This is a genomic window from Erwinia aphidicola (genome assembly GCF_014773485.1).
GTDB lineage: Bacteria > Pseudomonadota > Gammaproteobacteria > Enterobacterales > Enterobacteriaceae > Erwinia > Erwinia aphidicola.
In genome coordinates, this window is record NZ_JACXBP010000004.1 from 36,069 (window position 1) to 53,464 (window position 17,396).

12 protein-coding genes are annotated in these 17,396 nt (G+C 56.1%); 6 read left to right on the top strand and 6 right to left on the bottom strand.

The features are described from left to right. Positions 1–412: 412 nt before the first annotated feature. A complete protein-coding gene (gene argR / locus ID864_RS10270) occupies positions 413–883 on the bottom strand; it encodes a transcriptional regulator ArgR (RefSeq protein WP_048914434.1) in 471 nt (156 codons plus the stop codon). Positions 884–1,251: 368 nt separating this feature from the next. On the opposite strand from argR, the gene mdh reads away from it, so the two are divergent. After that, complete coding sequence (gene mdh, locus ID864_RS10275) at positions 1,252–2,187, top strand: malate dehydrogenase (protein WP_133622589.1); 936 nt, start codon at positions 1,252–1,254, stop codon at positions 2,185–2,187. Positions 2,188–2,318: 131 nt separating this feature from the next. Here mdh and degS read toward each other — a convergent pair whose 3' ends face one another. The 3 genes from degS to zapG form a co-directional block, all read right to left on the bottom strand. Further along, complete coding sequence (gene degS / locus ID864_RS10280) at positions 2,319–3,374, bottom strand: outer membrane-stress sensor serine endopeptidase DegS (RefSeq protein WP_133622590.1); 1,056 nt, start codon at positions 3,372–3,374, stop codon at positions 2,319–2,321. 82 nt (positions 3,375–3,456) lie between these two features. Then, positions 3,457–4,839 (bottom strand): serine endoprotease DegQ, encoded by a 1,383-nt coding sequence (gene degQ, locus ID864_RS10285; RefSeq protein ID WP_048914436.1) that lies wholly within the window; start codon positions 4,837–4,839, stop codon positions 3,457–3,459. A gap of 121 nt (positions 4,840–4,960) precedes the next feature. Next, positions 4,961–5,359, bottom strand: coding sequence for a Z-ring associated protein ZapG (gene zapG, locus ID864_RS10290; RefSeq protein ID WP_048914437.1), 399 nt, complete (start codon positions 5,357–5,359; stop codon positions 4,961–4,963). A 176-nt stretch (positions 5,360–5,535) separates the two neighbouring features. Between zapG and zapE the strand changes: the two genes are divergently transcribed. From zapE to sspB, 5 genes are all read left to right on the top strand, one after another. Next, positions 5,536–6,663 carry a cell division protein ZapE gene (gene zapE, locus ID864_RS10295; RefSeq protein WP_099753736.1) on the top strand — a complete coding sequence of 376 codons (1,128 nt, stop codon included), beginning with the start codon at positions 5,536–5,538 and terminating at the stop codon, positions 6,661–6,663. Between the two features lie 244 nt (positions 6,664–6,907). Then, complete coding sequence (rplM, locus tag ID864_RS10300; RefSeq protein WP_048914439.1) at positions 6,908–7,336, top strand: 50S ribosomal protein L13; 429 nt, start codon at positions 6,908–6,910, stop codon at positions 7,334–7,336. Between the two features lie 15 nt (positions 7,337–7,351). Next, positions 7,352–7,744 carry a 30S ribosomal protein S9 gene (gene rpsI, locus ID864_RS10305; RefSeq protein ID WP_034890399.1) on the top strand — a complete coding sequence of 131 codons (393 nt, stop codon included), beginning with the start codon at positions 7,352–7,354 and terminating at the stop codon, positions 7,742–7,744. A gap of 308 nt (positions 7,745–8,052) precedes the next feature. Next, on the top strand, positions 8,053–8,694 hold the full coding sequence (gene sspA / locus ID864_RS10310; RefSeq protein WP_048914440.1) for a stringent starvation protein SspA: 642 nt from the start codon (positions 8,053–8,055) through the stop codon (positions 8,692–8,694). A 5-nt stretch (positions 8,695–8,699) separates the two neighbouring features. Further along, positions 8,700–9,200, top strand: a complete 501-nt coding sequence (gene sspB, locus ID864_RS10315) for a ClpXP protease specificity-enhancing factor (protein WP_048914441.1) — start codon at positions 8,700–8,702, stop codon at positions 9,198–9,200. 40 nt (positions 9,201–9,240) lie between these two features. Here the strand turns inward: sspB and ID864_RS10320 are convergent, their stop codons facing one another. Together ID864_RS10320 and ID864_RS10325 are read right to left on the bottom strand one after the other, a co-directional pair. Beyond that, the gene (locus ID864_RS10320; protein ID WP_191149802.1) at positions 9,241–10,998 is read right to left on the bottom strand and encodes a sulfite reductase subunit alpha; all 1,758 of its coding nucleotides are present in this window, start codon (positions 10,996–10,998) and stop codon (positions 9,241–9,243) included. A gap of 35 nt (positions 10,999–11,033) precedes the next feature. Further along, entirely contained in the window at positions 11,034–16,565 is a 5,532-nt protein-coding gene (locus ID864_RS10325; protein WP_191149803.1) for a glutamate synthase-related protein, read from the bottom strand. Between the last annotated feature and the right edge of the window lie 831 nt (positions 16,566–17,396).

Sequence of the window (17,396 nt, forward strand, 5' to 3'; positions counted from 1 at the left end):
TGATTTGCATCACGAAAACAAGTATAGATCTAATAACGTAAAAAATTAATAGCATGCTAATAATGTTTTGTTGGGATTCTTGTGATGTGAAGGGGTTTTTAATAACCAGCCGTTATAAAAAACGCTTATATTTTACCCTCACCCCGTTAAATGCTTGGAAAAACATCAGGCTGCGTGAAATTAACAATTTGTGCGCTTATCTGCAGTTGATCACATTGCTGGAAGAAATTTAAGCGGGTGATGGCGGGCGTATTGACCAGCAAAGGCAGTGAGATCTGCTGCTGAGTATTGAATTATCAGGGGAATAGCAAAGGGCCGTATGATGACGGCCCTGAGGATTTGGTGGCATAGAACAATGTTGTACTGAGGAGACCTACGCCACGATATGCATAAGTCTTATAACCGGCATGCTTTACAGTTCCTGTTCGAACAGGACCAGAATGGCATCGTGCAGCTGCTTAACGGTGAACGCACGGGCTGGCGTAATAAAGATAGTGTCATCACCGGCAATGGTTCCGAGGATGCCTTCGGCTTTGCCCAGTGAATCCAGCAGGCGTGCGATCAGCTGCGCGGCACCTGGGCTGGTGTGAATAACCACCAGTGCATCATTGAAGTCGATATCCAGCACCAGATTCTTAAGCGGGCTGGTGGTGGTCGGCACGCCCAGCTCAGCAGGCAGGCAGTAGACCATCTCCATTTTCGCGTTACGCGTGCGCACCGCGCCGAACTTGGTCAGCATGCGTGAGACTTTCGACTGGTTGATATTTTCGAAGCCATCTTCCTGCAGCGCGCTGACGATTTCGCCCTGCGAGCTGAATTTTTCTTCTTTTAGTAAGGCCTTGAACGCCTTAATTAACTCTTCTTGTTTTGATGGGTTACGCATAGGTTACCGATTCGAGGAAAATAGAAGCCATGCCCGTGGCGGGATATTAAATTATTATGCAATTAAATGAATTTTTATGCAAATGGGAAATGGTGCAGCCGCCGGCTAAAGCCGCCAGGGGCGTGCAGTTTAACAGAGTTTGAATGGGAAAAAAAATTTGCTGACGGCTTGCTGAAGCGGGCAAGAAGTGAACGATTTGTTATAATAATGAGGTTGTTCCAGTTAGCGCTAACGGTGTAATGTAACGCCGAATCACGATGATATCCTGTCGTGCTGAACCGCCAGCTAAACTCGCGTTTCAGCAAATCCGGATAGAGCAACATGGATTTCACGGCACAATAAATGCTTAATATAATAAGGAGTTTAGGATGAAAGTTGCAGTTCTCGGTGCAGCAGGTGGTATCGGCCAGGCATTAGCCCTCCTGCTGAAAACCCAGCTTCCGGCAGGTTCAGAACTCTCTCTGTACGATATCGCCCCAGTGACTCCCGGCGTGGCGGTCGACCTAAGCCATATCCCTACCGCAGTGAAAATCGAAGGCTTCAGCGGCGAAGATGCCACCCCGGCGCTGAAAGGTGCTGACGTGGTGCTGATCTCCGCAGGCGTGGCGCGTAAGCCGGGTATGGACCGTTCTGACCTGTTCAACGTCAACGCCGGTATTGTGCGTAACCTGATTGAGCAAGTCGCCTCAACCAGTCCTGGCGCCCTGATCGGTATCATTACTAACCCGGTTAACACCACCGTCGCGATTGCAGCGGAAGTGCTGAAGAAAGCCGGTGTTTATGACAAAAACAAACTGTTCGGCGTCACCACGCTGGACATCATCCGCTCCAACACCTTTGTTGCTGCGCTGAAAGGCAAGCAGCCAGAAGAACTCAACGTGCCGGTGGTTGGCGGTCACTCAGGCGTGACGATCCTGCCGCTGCTGTCGCAGATCCCAGGCGTCAGCTTCAGCGAGCAGGAAGCTGCTGACCTCACTAAACGCATTCAGAATGCCGGTACCGAAGTGGTTGAAGCGAAAGCGGGTGGCGGATCGGCCACGCTGTCGATGGGCCAGGCCGCGGCGAAATTTGGTCTGTCACTGGTACGTGCGCTGCAGGGCGAAAGCGATGTAGTGGAATGTGCTTATGTCGAAGGGGACGGCGAATATGCGCGTTTCTTCTCGCAGCCGCTGCTGCTGGGTAAAAAGGGGATTGTTGAGCGCCGTCCGATTGGCCAGCTGAGCGCCTTTGAACAGCAGTCGCTGAATGGCATGCTGGATACGCTGAAAAAAGATATTGTGCTGGGTGAAGATTTTATCAAGTGATTAAGTCTTCCCCAAAATAATTGGCGTCGCAACAAGGCGGCAAATGTACGAATCCCCGGGAGCTTACTTTTGTAAGTGACCGGGGTGAATACATGCAGCCAACGCAGTTGCGGCGTCAAGTATGAAGGGGATTATTGCGTCTGGATCTCGTCCGGATATTCCAGCACCGTGACCGGCATCGTCATCTTCTTCTCGTTACGCGTGATATCGACGTTAATCACCGTGCCCGGGCGGATCTCAGCCACCTGGTCCATGGTTTCTACCGGTGATACCGCCGCCGCATTATTCACGCGGGTAATCACATCATTGACCTGAATACCGGCTTTATCTGCCGGGCCGCCGGCCTTGACCTCAGTCACCACGATGCCCTGATTATGATCCATGCCTGATGTCTGACCGCTGTAGCGGCGGAATTCGCGCCCGGTAATGCCGATATAGCCGCGTATTACCCGCCCGTCGCGGATCAGTTTCTCCATCACCTTCGTCGCCAGCTTGGTAGGAATTGCAAAGCCCAGACCTTCCGGCGTTTCGCCGTTGCTGCTTTTATCAAAGGAGAGGGTGTTAATGCCCATCAATTCGCCCAGCGAGTTAATCAGCGCGCCGCCTGAGTTGCCGCGGTTGATAGACGCATCGGTCTGCAGGAAATCCTGATGGCGGGAAGGGCTGAGGCCAACCCGTCCGGTGGCGCCAATGATACCCTGCGTCACCGTTTGCCCGATGTTATACGGATTACCGATCGCCATCACCAGGTCGCCAACGTGCGCGACGCGCTGCGGATTGATCGGGATCACCGGTAAATTCACCGCATTGATTTTCAGCACCGCCAGGTCGGTCAGTGAGTCAGAACCGACCAGCATCGCTTCAAAGTAGCGGCCATCCTGCAGATTGACGATGATCTGGCTGGCGTCGTTGATCACATGCTTGTTGGTCAGAATATAGCCGCGCGGATCCATGATCACCCCAGAGCCGAGCACATCGCTGGTGCCATTGGCGCTGCGGTTGTAAACATACACTACCGCAGGCGCGGCGCGTTTTACCCCCGCGTTGTAGCTGACCGGCTGAAGATCGGCGCTGTCGTCGGCAGTAGACAGCAGATCGCTGCCCAGCCGCAGGCCCGGCACGGCTACCAGAAGGATAGCGGCCACAATCAGGCCGAAAATCGCTGAACGCAAAAGTTTAGGAAACATGGTTTTAGGCAGTGTATGAATAAACGACTGGCAGGATAGCATGAGTTACGCGGACACAGTAGCCTGTGTCCGCGTGGCAGGGTTAACGCAGCAGCAGATAGATATTCTCATCGCCGCGCATGATGCTCAACGCCAGCAGGTCCGGTTTGGTCTCCAGCAGTTTACGCAGCTCTGCCAGATTCTGTACCGGCGTGCGGTTAACGCCAACGATCACATCATCCTTCTGCAGGCCAAACTGCGCCGCCGGAGTCGCTTTCGCCACCTCGTCGACTTTGACACCTTTGGTGCCATCTTTGGCCGCGCCGTCGCTCAGGGTGGCCCCTTGCAGCGCTGGGGTCATCAGTTCGGCACTGGCGGTCGTCTGGCTGCTGTTATCCAGCTTAACGGTGACCGTGACCGGTTTACCGTCACGCAGCAGGCCCACTTTCACTTCCTGGCCCGGCGGCGTGGTGCCGATTTTCACCCGCAGTTCAGCAAAGTTAGCGACGTTTTTGCCGTCGACGCTGGTAATGATATCGCCCGCTTTAATCCCGGCTTTCGCGGCCGCCGACTGCGGCAGCACCTCGTTGACGAAGGCGCCGTGCTGGATATCAACCTTAAAGGCTTTCGCCATATCGGCGGTCATCTCAGTGCCCTTGATGCCCAGCTGGCCGCGTTTCACTTCACCAAACTGGATCAGCTGCTGGGCCAGGCCCATCGCCATATTGCTTGGAATCGCAAAGCCAATGCCGATATTGCCGCCGCTTGACGCAAGGATGGCCGTATTCAGCCCGATCAGCTCACCGTTAAGATTCACCAGCGCACCGCCGGAGTTACCGCGGTTAATCGCGGCATCGGTCTGAATAAAGTTTTCCAGCCCCTCAAGGTTAAGACCGCTGCGGCCGAGCGCCGACACGATCCCCGAGGTTGCCGTCTGTCCCAGGCCAAACGGGTTACCGATGGCCACGGTAAAGTCCCCGACCTTCAGCTGGTCAGAGTCAGCAATTTTTATCTGGGTCAGATTCTTCGCATCGATCAACTGGATCAGTGCGATATCGGTCTGCTCATCGTGACCGACCAGCTTGGCCGTGAATTCGCGACCATCGCTCAGCTGCACGCTGATTTTATCTGCGCCATTCACCACGTGGTTGTTGGTCAGCACATAGCCTTTGGCGGCATCAATAATCACCCCGGAGGCCAGCCCTTCAAACTCCTGCGACTTATCGTCACCGGGGGCACCTTCCTCTCCATCCTGACCAAAGAAGCGTTTTAGCTGGTCGGGGATCTGCTGCTGGCTCTCTTTTTCTGTCCCTTCAACGTGAACGCTGACGACGGCCGGCAGAACTTTCTCCAGCATTGGTGCCAGGCTCGGCAGCTGCTGACCCTGAATCTGTCCAGGAAGAGCAGCCACAGCCGCAGGGACTGTGGCCATATTGACACCGACACTCAATGCTAATGCGCTTAACAGAAATAATTTGTTCTTCATCGGAAGCAAACTCTCGCTAGCAGGGAAATGATGCCCATCGCCAAAATGGCAGGCTGTATGTGTCTTGCAGTGAACTGAACGGTGCTTGAAACGTGGGGTGGCTGGCACCCCACGAAGATGATTACTTGGTAGCGCGCTCGCCACGCAGCAGGCCAGAGGCGCTGTCCGGGTAGTCACGCGGCATCTCTACCGGCACCTGGTCGTTATCCGCTTCTGATTCTGTCAGCTGATAAGCAAACGGGTTTTTCTCACCCGGCAGGTTTGGCAGCAGGTCATTAGAACCTTTCGCCATATGCTGATACAGCTGACGGTAGTCGCGTGCCATGTTGTCCAGCAGCTCGGCGCTGTGGGCAAAATGGTTAGTCAGCTCTTCACGATAATCCGCCAGCTCTGCCTTGCTCTTTTCCAGCTCGTACTGCAGGCTGCGTTGCTCGCGCAGTTTTTTGTTGCCGAAACGCATTGCTACCGCGCCAATAATAATCCCAACTACTAACCCAATAAGCGCGTATTCCCAGGTCATAATGACTCCCATATAGTCTTCGTTGTTACGTAGGGCTTTTCCATCTGATACCAGCCACTATAACCGCTAATGTATTGGAAGTGGAATCCTGCGGCAGCTTCGCTTAGTGTAGAACGACTTTTTTTTCGACGATCAACACCGGCATAGGCCTTTTTTTCAGGGAATGTGACTCAATTATGCAAACGATGTCCCCGCTGGTGCGCTATCAGCAAGCGCTGGAAAACGGCGAGTATCAGCCCGATGAAGTTCAGCGCGCCGCCATGACCCGCTTAGACGGTATCTGGCAGGCGTTAAGCCGTGTTAGCCCTCCTGCGTCTGCCGCCAGCGGCGGTCTGTTTGGCAAGCTCAATAAGCTGATGGGCAAAAGCAAATCGACGGTCCAGGCACCGGCGCGCGGTCTCTATATGTGGGGCGGCGTTGGGCGCGGCAAAACCTGGCTGATGGATATGTTTTTTCAGTCGATTCCTGGTCAGCGTAAGCAGCGCCTGCACTTTCATCGCTTTATGCTGCGCGTGCATCAGGAGCTGACAGAACTGCAGGGGCAGAGTGACCCACTGCAGATTGTCGCCGACCGCTTCAAGGCAGAAACCGACCTGCTGTGTTTTGACGAATTTTTTGTCTCAGACATCACCGATGCGATGCTGCTCGGCACATTGATGGAAGCGCTGTTCAGCCGTGGCATCACCCTGGTCGCCACGTCAAATATTCCGCCGGACGATCTCTATCGTAACGGTTTGCAGCGCGCACGTTTTCTACCTGCGATTGAGATGATCAAGCAGCACTGCGAAATCATGAATGTTGATGCCGGTATCGATTACCGCCTGCGCACGTTAACCTCGGCGCACCTGTGGATGACGCCGCTCGGTGAAGAGACCGCCAAAGAGATGGAGCGGATGTTCGTGGCGCTGGCGGGAAAACCGCGTCAATCCCATGAACCGCTGGAGATTAATCACCGTAAGCTGCCCACGTTGGGCGTGGCTGAGGGCGTTGTGGCGATGAGTTTCCTTGCGCTGTGTGGGGAAGGGCGCAGCCAGCACGACTATATTGAACTGTCGCGCCGTTTTCACAGCGTATTGCTGTATGATGTGCCGGTGATGATTTACAAGACCGAAGACCAGGCACGGCGATTTCTGGCGCTGGTGGATGAATTCTACGAGCGGCACGTCAAGCTGGTGGTCTCGGCGGAAGCATCACTGTACGAGATTTATCAGGGCACGCGGCTGAAGTTTGAGTATCAACGCTGCGTATCCCGTCTGCAGGAAATGCAGAGTGAAGAGTATCTGCGACTGCCGCATTTGCCCTGAAACTTGAATGGGCGTGGCGGGATGAGGATTTTATCGCAGAAAACGTTCGATCTTTTTGGGCGACTTCTCTATAATCTTGCGACCCCACGTTACAGCAAAGGTTTTTTTCCCAAAACTCTTTGTGTTCCAGTAACTCTATCCGAAGGGGTGGGCTTACTGGTCAAGATGGTCGTGTGAGCTCCAACCGTTTATTCAAGCGTTTGGGATTTCACCAACGTGTAACTTAATTTGGGTAAGCTTTTAGATGAAAACTTTTACAGCTAAGCCAGAATCGGTCCAACGTGACTGGTATGTTGTTGACGCAACAGGCAAAACATTAGGTCGTTTAGCGACTGAATTGGCTCGTCGCCTGCGCGGTAAGCACAAAGCGGAATATACTCCGCACGTTGATACTGGTGATTACATTATCGTTCTGAACGCAGAAAAAGTTGCCGTAACCGGTAACAAGCGTACCGATAAAGTGTATTACCATCACACCGGTTTCGTCGGTGGTATCAAGCAAGCGACCTTCGAAGAGATGATTGCTCGCCGTCCTGAACGCGTGATTGAAATCGCGGTTAAAGGCATGCTGCCAAAGGGTCCGCTGGGCCGTGCTATGTACCGTAAACTGAAAGTTTACGCGGGCAACGAGCACAACCATGCGGCACAGCAACCGCAAGTTCTTGACATTTAATCGGGATTACAGGCAATGGCTGAGAATCAAAACTACGGCACTGGTCGCCGCAAAAGCTCTTCCGCACGCGTCTTTATTAAGCCGGGTAGCGGTAACATCGTTATCAACCAGCGTTCATTAGAACAGTACTTCGGTCGTGAAACTGCCCGCATGGTAGTTCGTCAGCCGCTGGAACTGCTGGACATGGTAGGTAAATTCGATCTGTACATCACTGTTAAAGGTGGTGGTATCTCTGGTCAGGCTGGTGCGATCCGTCACGGTATCACACGCGCTCTGATGGAGTACGACGAGTCCCTGCGTGGCGAACTGCGTAAAGCAGGCTTCGTTACTCGTGATGCTCGTAAAGTTGAACGTAAGAAAGTCGGTCTGCGTAAAGCACGTCGTCGTCCTCAGTTCTCCAAACGTTAATTTTTCCTGCTCACGCAGAAACGATTATCGGAAAACCCGGTGCCTGGCGCCGGGTTTTTTATTTCCTGCCTGTACAAAAAGCGCGAAACACCCACGGCTTTGTTATTTTCCCCCGCAATTCGACACTCCGCTCCCCACAAGCTGGCTAAAATCTGGTAAACTGTGTGTCACTTTGTGCCCATTGGCCGGGCAATGACGCTGGTATCCTGTGCAATGGACGATCGGTCAAACTTCGGGCTGATGGCAATAATGAGTCGCCGCGTGGATGGCTATTCGCAGTAATTTTCTCGATAAACTTGGAGGTTTACATGGCTGTCGCTGCCAACAAACGTTCGGTAATGACGCTGTTTTCTGGTCCGACTGACATTTTCAGCCATCAGGTACGTATTGTCCTGGCTGAGAAGGGTGTTAGTGTCGAGATCGAGCAGGTTGAAACGGATAACCTGCCGCAGGATCTGATCGACCTCAACCCGTACCGTACCGTACCCACCCTCGTTGATCGCGAGCTGACGCTGTATGAATCGCGCATCATCATGGAGTATCTGGACGAACGTTTCCCGCATCCACCGCTGATGCCGGTTTATCCGGTTGCGCGTGGTGAAAGCCGCCTGATGATGCACCGCGTCGAGCAGGACTGGTACAGCCTGATGCGTAAAGTCGAAAACGGCACGGCGCAGGAAGCGGAAGCAGCGCGCAAGCAGCTGCGTGAAGAACTGCTGGCCATCGCACCTCTGTTCGCCCGCACCCCGTTCTTTATGAGCGAAGAGTTTAGCCTGGTAGATTGCTACCTGGCCCCACTGCTGTGGCGTCTGCCACAGATGGGCATTGAGCTGATTGGTGCCGGTTCGAAAGAGCTGAAAGGCTATATGACGCGTGTCTTCGAGCGTGATTCCTTCCTGGCTTCCCTGACGGAAGCGGAACGCGAAATGCGCCTGCAAACGCGGGGCTGATTACGATGGAAATGTCTCAACTTACCGCACGTCGTCCCTATCTGCTGCGCGCTTTTTATGAGTGGTTGCTCGACAACAATCTCACGCCGCATCTGGTCGTAGACATTAATTTGCCGGGTGTCATGGTGCCCCTGGAATATGCCCGTGATGGTCAGATCGTTCTGAACATCGCGCCGCGTGCCGTGGGCAATCTTGAGCTGGGCAATGACGAAGTGCGCTTCAGCGCGCGTTTCGGCGGCGTTCCACGTCAGGTTTCCGTGCCGTTAATGGCGGTGCTGGCGATCTACGCCCGTGAAAACGGCGCAGGAACGATGTTTGAGCCAGAGCCAGCGTATGAAGAAGCGGGTGAATACGATGCTGCTGACGCGCAGGATAGCGCACCGGAAACGGTGATGTCGGTTATCGATGGCGATCGTCCTGACGACAGCGGTCAGGATGACGACAACGGTCCTGACGATGAGCCGCCGCCGCGCGGTGGTCGTCCGGCGTTACGCGTCGTGAAATAAAAAACGGGCCGTCAGGCCCGTTTTTTTATGCTGCGAAGGCTTAATACACGTCGCGCAGGTAACGCTTCTCTTTCTTCAGCTGGTCAACGTAGTCGGCTGCACGCTCCGCAGACATGCCACCAAACTGAGTAATCACCTGGTACAGCGCCTTATCGACGTCTTTTGCCATGCGTGATGCATCGCCACACACGTAGAAGTACGCCCCCTCTTCCAGCCACGCAAACAGCTCTGCGCCCTGTTCCAGCATGCGGGTCTGCACGTAAATCTTCTCAGCCTGATCGCGGGAGAACGCCAGGTCAAGGCGGGTCAGCAGACCTTTCTCTTTCCAGCTATTGAGCTCGTCCTGATAGATATAGTCATGTTCCTGATGCTGGTCGCCGAAGAACAGCCAGTTTTTGCCTTTGGCGCCCAGCGCATCACGCTCCTGAAGGAAGGCGCGGAACGGTGCGATACCGGTGCCCGGGCCAATCATGATCAGCGGCGCATCGCCGTTGGACGGCACGCGGAACGCTTTATTTGGCGAGATAAAGATCGCCGGCTTTTCACCGCGCTTCACGCGTTCGGCCAGGTAGGTCGAGCATACGCCGCTGCGCGCGCGTCCGGCGCTGTGGTAGCGCACGGAAGCAATCGTCAGGTGCACCTGATTCGGGTGCGCCTTCTGGCTGGAAGAGATGGAGTAAGCGCGGTGCTGCAACGGGCGCAGCAGGGCAACAAACTCAGGAATGCTCAGCGCACAGGTGACGTCGAGCTGCAGCAGATCGAGGGTATCTTTGCCCCACAGCCAGACTCCCAGCGCATCTTTATCATCGTGCTGCAGGACGTGGCGCAGCTCCTGGTTGGTGGTGTTCTGGCCCACCCACTCAATCAGCTTGCGCGAAGGCTCGGAGATCTCGAACTGATAGGTCAGCAGGTCACCGAGGCTACGTTCGAAGCCAGGGACCGGCGTATCGTAGTCGGATTTTAGCTGCGTCAGCAGCAGGTTAACCAGTGCCGGTTCGTTCACCGGGATCACCCCCAGCGCGTCGCCCGCTTCGTACTTCAGCCCGCTGTCGGTCAGGTCAAACTCGAAGTGACGGATGTCCTTACCGGAGTTTTCACCGGACAGACGCTTGTTGGTCGCCAGCGCTGCCGCATACGGGTTGTTCTTGTTGCTGCCCGGAATGACCGGCGCTTCCGGGGCGCTCTCCAGCGCTGTGCCGCTGCTGCCCGCGCTGGCGGCAAACTGAGGCATGGAAGCGGCGATCCACTCATTGGACGGCTCTTCAAAGTCGATGTCGCAGTCAATGCGGTCGTAAACGCGTTTCGCACCCAGCTGCTCCAGGCGCATATCAATAAATTTACCTGCCTGGCAGAAGCCGTCGTAGCCGGTATCACCGATAGCCAGAACCGCAAAGTGCATCTGCTCAAGACGCGGCGCGGTGCTGGCAGAAATCGCCTGCCAGAACAGCTGGGCGTTATCCGGCATCTCGCCTTCACCGTAGGTGGAGGTGATCACCAGCACGTGACGCATGGTGGCGAACACTTCAATATCTACTTCGCCCAGCCCCTGAACCACGGGCACCAGACCTTTGGCGCGGGCGGCTTTCGCCGCGCTCTGCGCTAAGGCTTCAGCATTACCGGTCTGTGAACCAAACAGGATATGCAGCTGGGTGTTGGCAGCCGACGCTGCCCCGCTTGCCGCCTGCGGCTGGTTTTCCAGCACCAGCAGGCGTGAATGTAACCCGGCAAGAAAGCCCGCCAGCCAAAATTTCTGTTCGCCATTGAATGGCGCATCTTCAGGAATATAAGGAATCTTCATCGCTTTTATCTACTCAATCCCGTTCTCATTATTTATCAGGCTAATTTGCCAACCGCCGCCGCCAGTTCTGGCAGTGCAGCGCGCGCAAACAGCTCTTCAAAGTCAGGCAGACGTCCCAGCACTTCCCGGTTACAGGCATCCTGATACATGATCCAGCCATAGGTTGCCAGGCTGTCCATGGAGCGGATATTACGCTGCGTCAGGGCGGCTTTATAATCCGACATACGCTTGGCGCCAATCAGGCAGGAAAGCTCTTCGTCGCTGTAGCTTTCAATCGCGGCACGACCGTGGCGCTGCAGCTTGCTGATCAGGGTGAAATCTTCCGTCATCAGCAGGTTGCGCACCGCTTTCTCAACGGCTGGGTCCTGCACCGGCGTGCCTTTCGGCAGGCGGGAGAGCGCCAGCTGCTGTGCCGAACTCAGCACGGTGTAGTTGTTCAGCAGCACCAGCATTTCAGGGGTGTCGGTGGCGCCGTAGCCCGGAACCGCACCGTTAGCGATCGCCTTGCCATCGCGCCACGCCGCTTTAAACTTCGCCACCTGGTGACCGGCCAGCGCGGTAGACAGCTCCTCCAGCAGATCCTTACGGGTCTTGGCTTTCAGGATCTCAGCGCCGTCCTGGTAGAGCAGCAGGGAGCGCGGCATCACGTAGACGAAATGCTGACTCTCGCTTTCCCAGTGATCCAGCAGCCACTGCGCACGCGGCGAGCGGGTCGCTTCCAGATGCCAGTTCAGCATCGTCAGCACCGCGTCTTTGTGTACGCGCGCCATCTCGTTGTCGTCGGTGATCGAACCCAGCATCACCGAGTCAGCCGCCACGGAACCCGCCAGCGTGCCGTACGGGTCATACTGATAGGCGAAGCCGCCGCTCATCCCGTTGCCGAAGCCGGTACCGTAAGTGCCGAGGTTCAGCACTGCGCCGTTGGTCATATATTCGCAGCAGAAATCACCGACGCCTTCGACGACCGCCGTGGCACCGGAGTTACGCACGGCGAAGCGGTCACCTGCCTGGCCCTGAGCAAACAGACGCCCGCCGGTGGCACCGAACAGCGCGAAGTTACCGACCAGCACGTTGCCCTCTGCATCCTGCGAGCCGCCGCCAGGCGACATCACCACGATTTCACCGCCGCACTGGCCTTTACCGACGCCGTCGTTACAGGTGCCGTAATGCTCAAGGCGCATGCCGTCATTGCAGAACACGCCGTAAGACTGACCGGCAGAGCCGGACGTGGCGATGGTGACGGTACCCGGCGCCAGATAACGGCGACCGCGATCGTCCAGCAGGGCTGCCGGAATAGCGCTCAGCTGCTCCGCATCCAGCTGATGGTTCAGCAGGCGTTCGATATCAATCGCCAGCTGGCCACCAACGCTCTTATTACGGTTGTTCAGGATGATGCCATCGCCAAGGGCGATCGCGGTCGATCCCTGATTGACCAGTTGATCTTTCACCAGCTCGACCCAGCCATCGTCCAGCTCGAAATCTTTTTCCAGATAGACCGGGTGGGCAATTTTCAGCTCCGGCACCACGGTTAACATGGCGCGCAGATCCAGCTTGCCGACTTCCAGCGGGTGATCCATCAGGTGCAGCAGGTCAGAGCGTCCACGCGCTTCGCGCAGAGAGCGCAGGCCGAGGCGCGCCAGCATCTCACGCACTTCGTGCGCAACGTTGATAAAGTACTGTGCCAGCTGGCGCGGATCGCCATCAAACGCTTCGGCGTTGGTGGTTAAACCGGCCGGGCATTTCACGTTACAGTTTTTCGCCATCACGCATTTCAGCATCATCAGTGCGGTAGTACCGAACTCGAAGCTGTCGCCGCCCAGCAGCGCGGATTTCACCACGTCGCTACCGGTCTGCTGAGCGCCGGAACAGCGCAGCAGCACTTTTTCGCGCAGGCCGTTGGCACACAGCGCCTGGTGAACTTCGGCGATGCCGATTTCCGCCACGCGGCCAGTGTATTTCAGGCTGGTTACGGAAGCCGCACCGGTGCCGCCGGTGTTACCCGCGACGTTAATCACATCGGCGCCGGCTTTCGCCACGCCAACCGCGATGGTGCCGATACCCTCGGACGACACCAGCTTCACGATCACGCGCACGCGCGCTGCTTTACAGTCGTGGATCAGCTGTGCCAGATCCTCGATGGAGTAAGTGTCGTGGTGCGGCGGTGGTGAAACCAGCTCAACGCCCGGTGTGCCCCCGCGCGCTGCGGCGATCTCAACGGTAACTTTCGCCGCCGGTAACTGACCGCCTTCGCCCGGTTTTGCACCCTGGCCGATTTTAATCTCCAGCTCTTCCAGCATCGGGTCCGCCAGATAGGCTGCCCAGACGCCGAAGCGGCCGGAAGCCAGCTGCTTGATGCGTGAAGCGCGAATGGTGCCGTGGCGCGAATAGTGCTCGCCACCCTCACCACAGTTGCTCATGCCGCCAACCATGTTAGTGCCGTGCGCCACCGCTTCATGCGCCGGAGCCACCAGCGCGCCGTGGCTCATCGCACCGGAGGCAAAGGTACGGGTAATTTCATGCGCAGGCTGCACTTCGCTCAGCGGCAGCGCCGCAGAGATGGTGAAGATGCGCGACAGGTAGTCGGCCGCCTTGCCGTTAGCGCTGATGTGCAGCGCGTCCGCGCTGATTTCGCTGTGCTCAATGGCATCACCGAAGCGTTTTTTCAGCACGCCGGACAGGGTGGTCAGGCGATCGTGCTCGCTTTTCAGGCCGACGATGGCATCGGTCAGGCGCAGCGTGAACTGGCCTTCACGGCCTTCGACCGCCTGGCACACCATACCGCGCACCGCAAAGCCATTGTTGACCAGCGAGTAACGGCCCAGCTTACGGGTAAATTCGGCTTCGCTGTCGACGTGGGTCAGGTCCGCCGGGAAGGCGAGAATGTCACGCAGCGCCGCAGGACGGCGTTTACGCTCTTCCAGCATCAGGCTGGAGAACTGACGGTAGTCCGGGGTGATAGCAAAGTTATCGATCACCTCGTTCGGAATGCGCTCAAAGCTGCTGTCCTTAAAGGATTTGGCTTTGATGTTAAAAGCGTTATCCAGCTTGGCCAGCGTCATCAGGCGGATAAAGTTATCCTCCTCACGCGGCTTGTCGGCGAAGCGGATCGGCTGCTCGGTCATATCGATGAAGGTGCGCACGGCGATGGTGCCGTAAGAGTGGCCGGCCCCTTCCGCGCGCTCTTTAAACAGGCCGAGCAGCGGCACTTCGTTTTCGCCTTGAATGCGCAACGCGCTCTGATGCCAGTCCACCGCCATCTGCGCGATGCTGGCAAAACCTGCGCCGCCGACCGGGGTCTTGATGTTCGGGAAGTACTTCTTCAGCACGCGATCTTCGGTATCAAGGAAGTTCGGCTCGAAGAACTCACCGCAGCTATAGCTCTCAACGGTACACAGGCCGACTTTGCCCATGGTTTTCATCAGCGCTTTTTCTGCGGCTTTGGCATAGCGTTTAAAGGCTTTGTTGCCGCCTTCGCCTTCACCGTACTTCTCTTCCGCACGCATCTGCACGCCCAGCGGATAGACCGCGGAAGCGCCAAATCCGAGGGTGGCCGCGATATGGTGTGACGAGATGCTCTGGCCGCTCTCCACCACCAGCGAAACGTCGAGGCGCAGACCTTCCTGCACCAGGCGCTGGTTAATGGCGGAAACCATCAGCAGCATGGGAATGCTGGCGCGGGTTGAGGAGATGTGGCGATCGGTGATCACCGCAATGCCGCCCTGTTCGCGGGCGAAATCGACCACTTCCTGAGCTAAATCGTCGATGGCTTTTTCCAGCGCGTCCGCGTTGGCGGCACGATTCAGCGGGTCGACGCCAATTACCGGGGTGTAGAGCATCTCAAAGCGTTTGTACGGAGCAACGGTCTGCTCACGCAGCTGCAGCATATCCAGGTGGGTCAGGATCGGGCTTGGTACCACGATCTGCTTGCCTTTGCTGCGGCCGAGGTGCGGTTTGGCACCCAGCGCCACGCGCAGCGTCATGCCGTCGGCTTCACGAATGGAGTCGAGCGGCGGGTTAGTCACCTGCGCAAAGCGCTGGGAGAAGTAGTGCGCCATGCCGCCTTCGTGGTCGGACAGGGCGTTGATAGCGTTGCCGTAGCCCATCGCGGAGATTTTCTCTGCGCCGGTGGTGAGCATCGGGTCCATCATGAACTTGAAGCTTTCCTGGTTGTAGTAGTACGCCACAAAACGCTGATAGGTTTTGAGGTCGCCGCTATAACGCAGTGGGGAGCCTTGCTGCTCCGCTGGGATCACCGGCAGCTCTTCGAGCGTGACGCGCGACTGTGCCAGCAGCGCCGGGTAATCCGCTACCGCCGCCAATTTTTCCAGCGCTTCGAGGGTGGTGTAGCTGCGCTTTTCGCGGTGATCGTAATACAGCATCCCGCCCGCTTCGATACGGCCACGGCGCAGCACGCTCTCCGGTGGGAAGGCGATCTGACCGGCTTCGGACATGGCACCGATGTACTCTGCGGTCTCAACGGAACGCAGCGGGCGCAGGCCCAGGCGGTCCAGACGGGCACCAATCACTTCACCGTTGCCGAAGATCAGCGCAGCCGGGCCGTCATTCTTCTCTTCATACAGGGAGAAGTACTCCAGCATCGCGCGCACTTCCGCAGACAGCGACGGGTCGTTCTCCCACGCAGGCGGCATCATTGAGACCACGGCGGTGATCAGGTCGAGGTTATCTTCCATCAGGCGGCTGTGGATGCTCTGGTCAAGGCGTGAGCTGTCGGACTGGCCTTTCGGACGCACAATCTTCTTGCCACGGGCCAGCGCCAGCGCCGACTCCGCAATGCGGTTTTTACGGTCGGTATTCAGCTCGCCGTTGTGCGCCATCAGGCGGAACGGCTGCGCCATGGTGGTATGCGGGTCGGTATTGGTTGAGAAACGGGTATGGAAGAACAGACCGCGCACCTGATGGTCGGCGTCGGTCAGATCCTGGAAATAGGGGATCACTTCGTTTGAGTTCAGGCGTGCTTTAAATACCTGAGTGCGCGAAGAGAGCGACAGCGGGTAGAGACCGCCAAATTCGCTTTCGGTAAAGGCGCGTGCTTCGATATCCAGCAGCGCGCGATAGATGCGCTTCTCGAAGTCTATCTGATGAGTGATATCGGCCGGGGCAGTAAACACCCACTGCACGATAGGCAGCTGGAACGGGATCGCCGCCGGGCGCAGCACGCTGGTATCCAGCGGCATGTCACGCTTAATGATAATGGCAAGATCATAAGTGGCCAGCGTCTCTTCTACCAGACGCTCGGCGTTGGCACGCAGCGCAGCATCTTTCGGTACGAAGAAGTTACCCACGCCAAAGCGACCGGCCTCTAACGGCAGCCCGGTGACTTTGCGGAAGAAGTGCAGAGAGAGGTCAACGTTCACCCCGGCTCCGTCACCGACGCCTTCAGCAGACATGCCTCCACGGTGAGGTACGGTGCAGAGTGCGCTGTGCGCCATTTGCAGAACCTCATGAGTTTGCTCGCCGTCCTTACGAGTAATGAAACCCACACCACAACTGTCACTGTCTTTTGATGGATCGTACAGTCCATAAGGATAAGGTTTTGAGTTGGACATCGAGGGCCTCCTTAACTGCTTTGACATTACCACTAATCTTCAGGCACAGAGGGCGCTCGGCATCTCTCCAGGCTCTGTATCCTATTTTTGCCGCTGTTTGTTACGGACACCGTGAATCCGGGCATCCTTCGCCAGATATTTTCTAAAACATCCTTGAAGGGGACCGCTCACTTTAATTCCGGGTCTCTGGGTGGAGATAACTTGCATCACAAGGGAGTCTGGTTGCTGCATAGATATGCCAAGACGCTGACCCCTGAGGAAATCTTCCAGCGGATTTCCAACTTATCGGTAAAGCGTACTCAGGTCAAATAGCGTTCTTACTTATGCTTTTTGACGCTTTGAGTGAGTTATCTTATTGATATATATGGTTATCACCACCATTTTTCACGCTGTTCAACATGAGTTGTCAGGGGGCGAAGTGTGAGCTGACTCACTATAGGGCAGGCGCCAAATCTCTGCACCATGCTGGTGCCGGAGGTAATGGCAGCAGAATGTGCTGTAAGAATGAGTATAACCGCAGGAACGCACTGTTTTTAATTAGTGGGGTTATTTGAATATAATAGGGGGTGTCATTAGTAAAATTAATCATGCCAGGTGTGATTAATATTTCATGAATTGTGAATGGTTATTCGTTTGGATGAGACAAAAGAAGGCGAGTGATTTCCATCATCGCTAAGAAAAACATCATCTGAGAATGGCGCGGCGAACTGGCAGCGGCCCTACAGATTATGCAGTTATAAAATTTAGTCAATATGCGCAGGCGTAACTTTTTTTATCCGTGCGAAATGCGTACCTGGCGCGGGATAGCAGCGATCCGCAGCCGTTGCCTGA

What these genes read in the sequence shown, in the direction of transcription:
- argR (WP_048914434.1), bottom strand. Translation starts at nt 883, where the DNA reads ATGCGTAACCCATCAAAACAAGAAGAGTTAATTAAGGCGTTCAAGGCC.
- mdh (WP_133622589.1), top strand. Translation starts at nt 1,252, where the DNA reads ATGAAAGTTGCAGTTCTCGGTGCAGCAGGTGGTATCGGCCAGGCATTA.
- degS (WP_133622590.1), bottom strand. Translation starts at nt 3,374, where the DNA reads ATGTTTCCTAAACTTTTGCGTTCAGCGATTTTCGGCCTGATTGTGGCC.
- degQ (WP_048914436.1), bottom strand. Translation starts at nt 4,839, where the DNA reads ATGAAGAACAAATTATTTCTGTTAAGCGCATTAGCATTGAGTGTCGGT.
- zapG (WP_048914437.1), bottom strand. Translation starts at nt 5,359, where the DNA reads ATGACCTGGGAATACGCGCTTATTGGGTTAGTAGTTGGGATTATTATT.
- zapE (WP_099753736.1), top strand. Translation starts at nt 5,536, where the DNA reads ATGCAAACGATGTCCCCGCTGGTGCGCTATCAGCAAGCGCTGGAAAAC.
- rplM (WP_048914439.1), top strand. Translation starts at nt 6,908, where the DNA reads ATGAAAACTTTTACAGCTAAGCCAGAATCGGTCCAACGTGACTGGTAT.
- rpsI (WP_034890399.1), top strand. Translation starts at nt 7,352, where the DNA reads ATGGCTGAGAATCAAAACTACGGCACTGGTCGCCGCAAAAGCTCTTCC.
- sspA (WP_048914440.1), top strand. Translation starts at nt 8,053, where the DNA reads ATGGCTGTCGCTGCCAACAAACGTTCGGTAATGACGCTGTTTTCTGGT.
- sspB (WP_048914441.1), top strand. Translation starts at nt 8,700, where the DNA reads ATGGAAATGTCTCAACTTACCGCACGTCGTCCCTATCTGCTGCGCGCT.
- ID864_RS10320 (WP_191149802.1), bottom strand. Translation starts at nt 10,998, where the DNA reads ATGAAGATTCCTTATATTCCTGAAGATGCGCCATTCAATGGCGAACAG.
- ID864_RS10325 (WP_191149803.1), bottom strand. Translation starts at nt 16,565, where the DNA reads ATGTCCAACTCAAAACCTTATCCTTATGGACTGTACGATCCATCAAAA.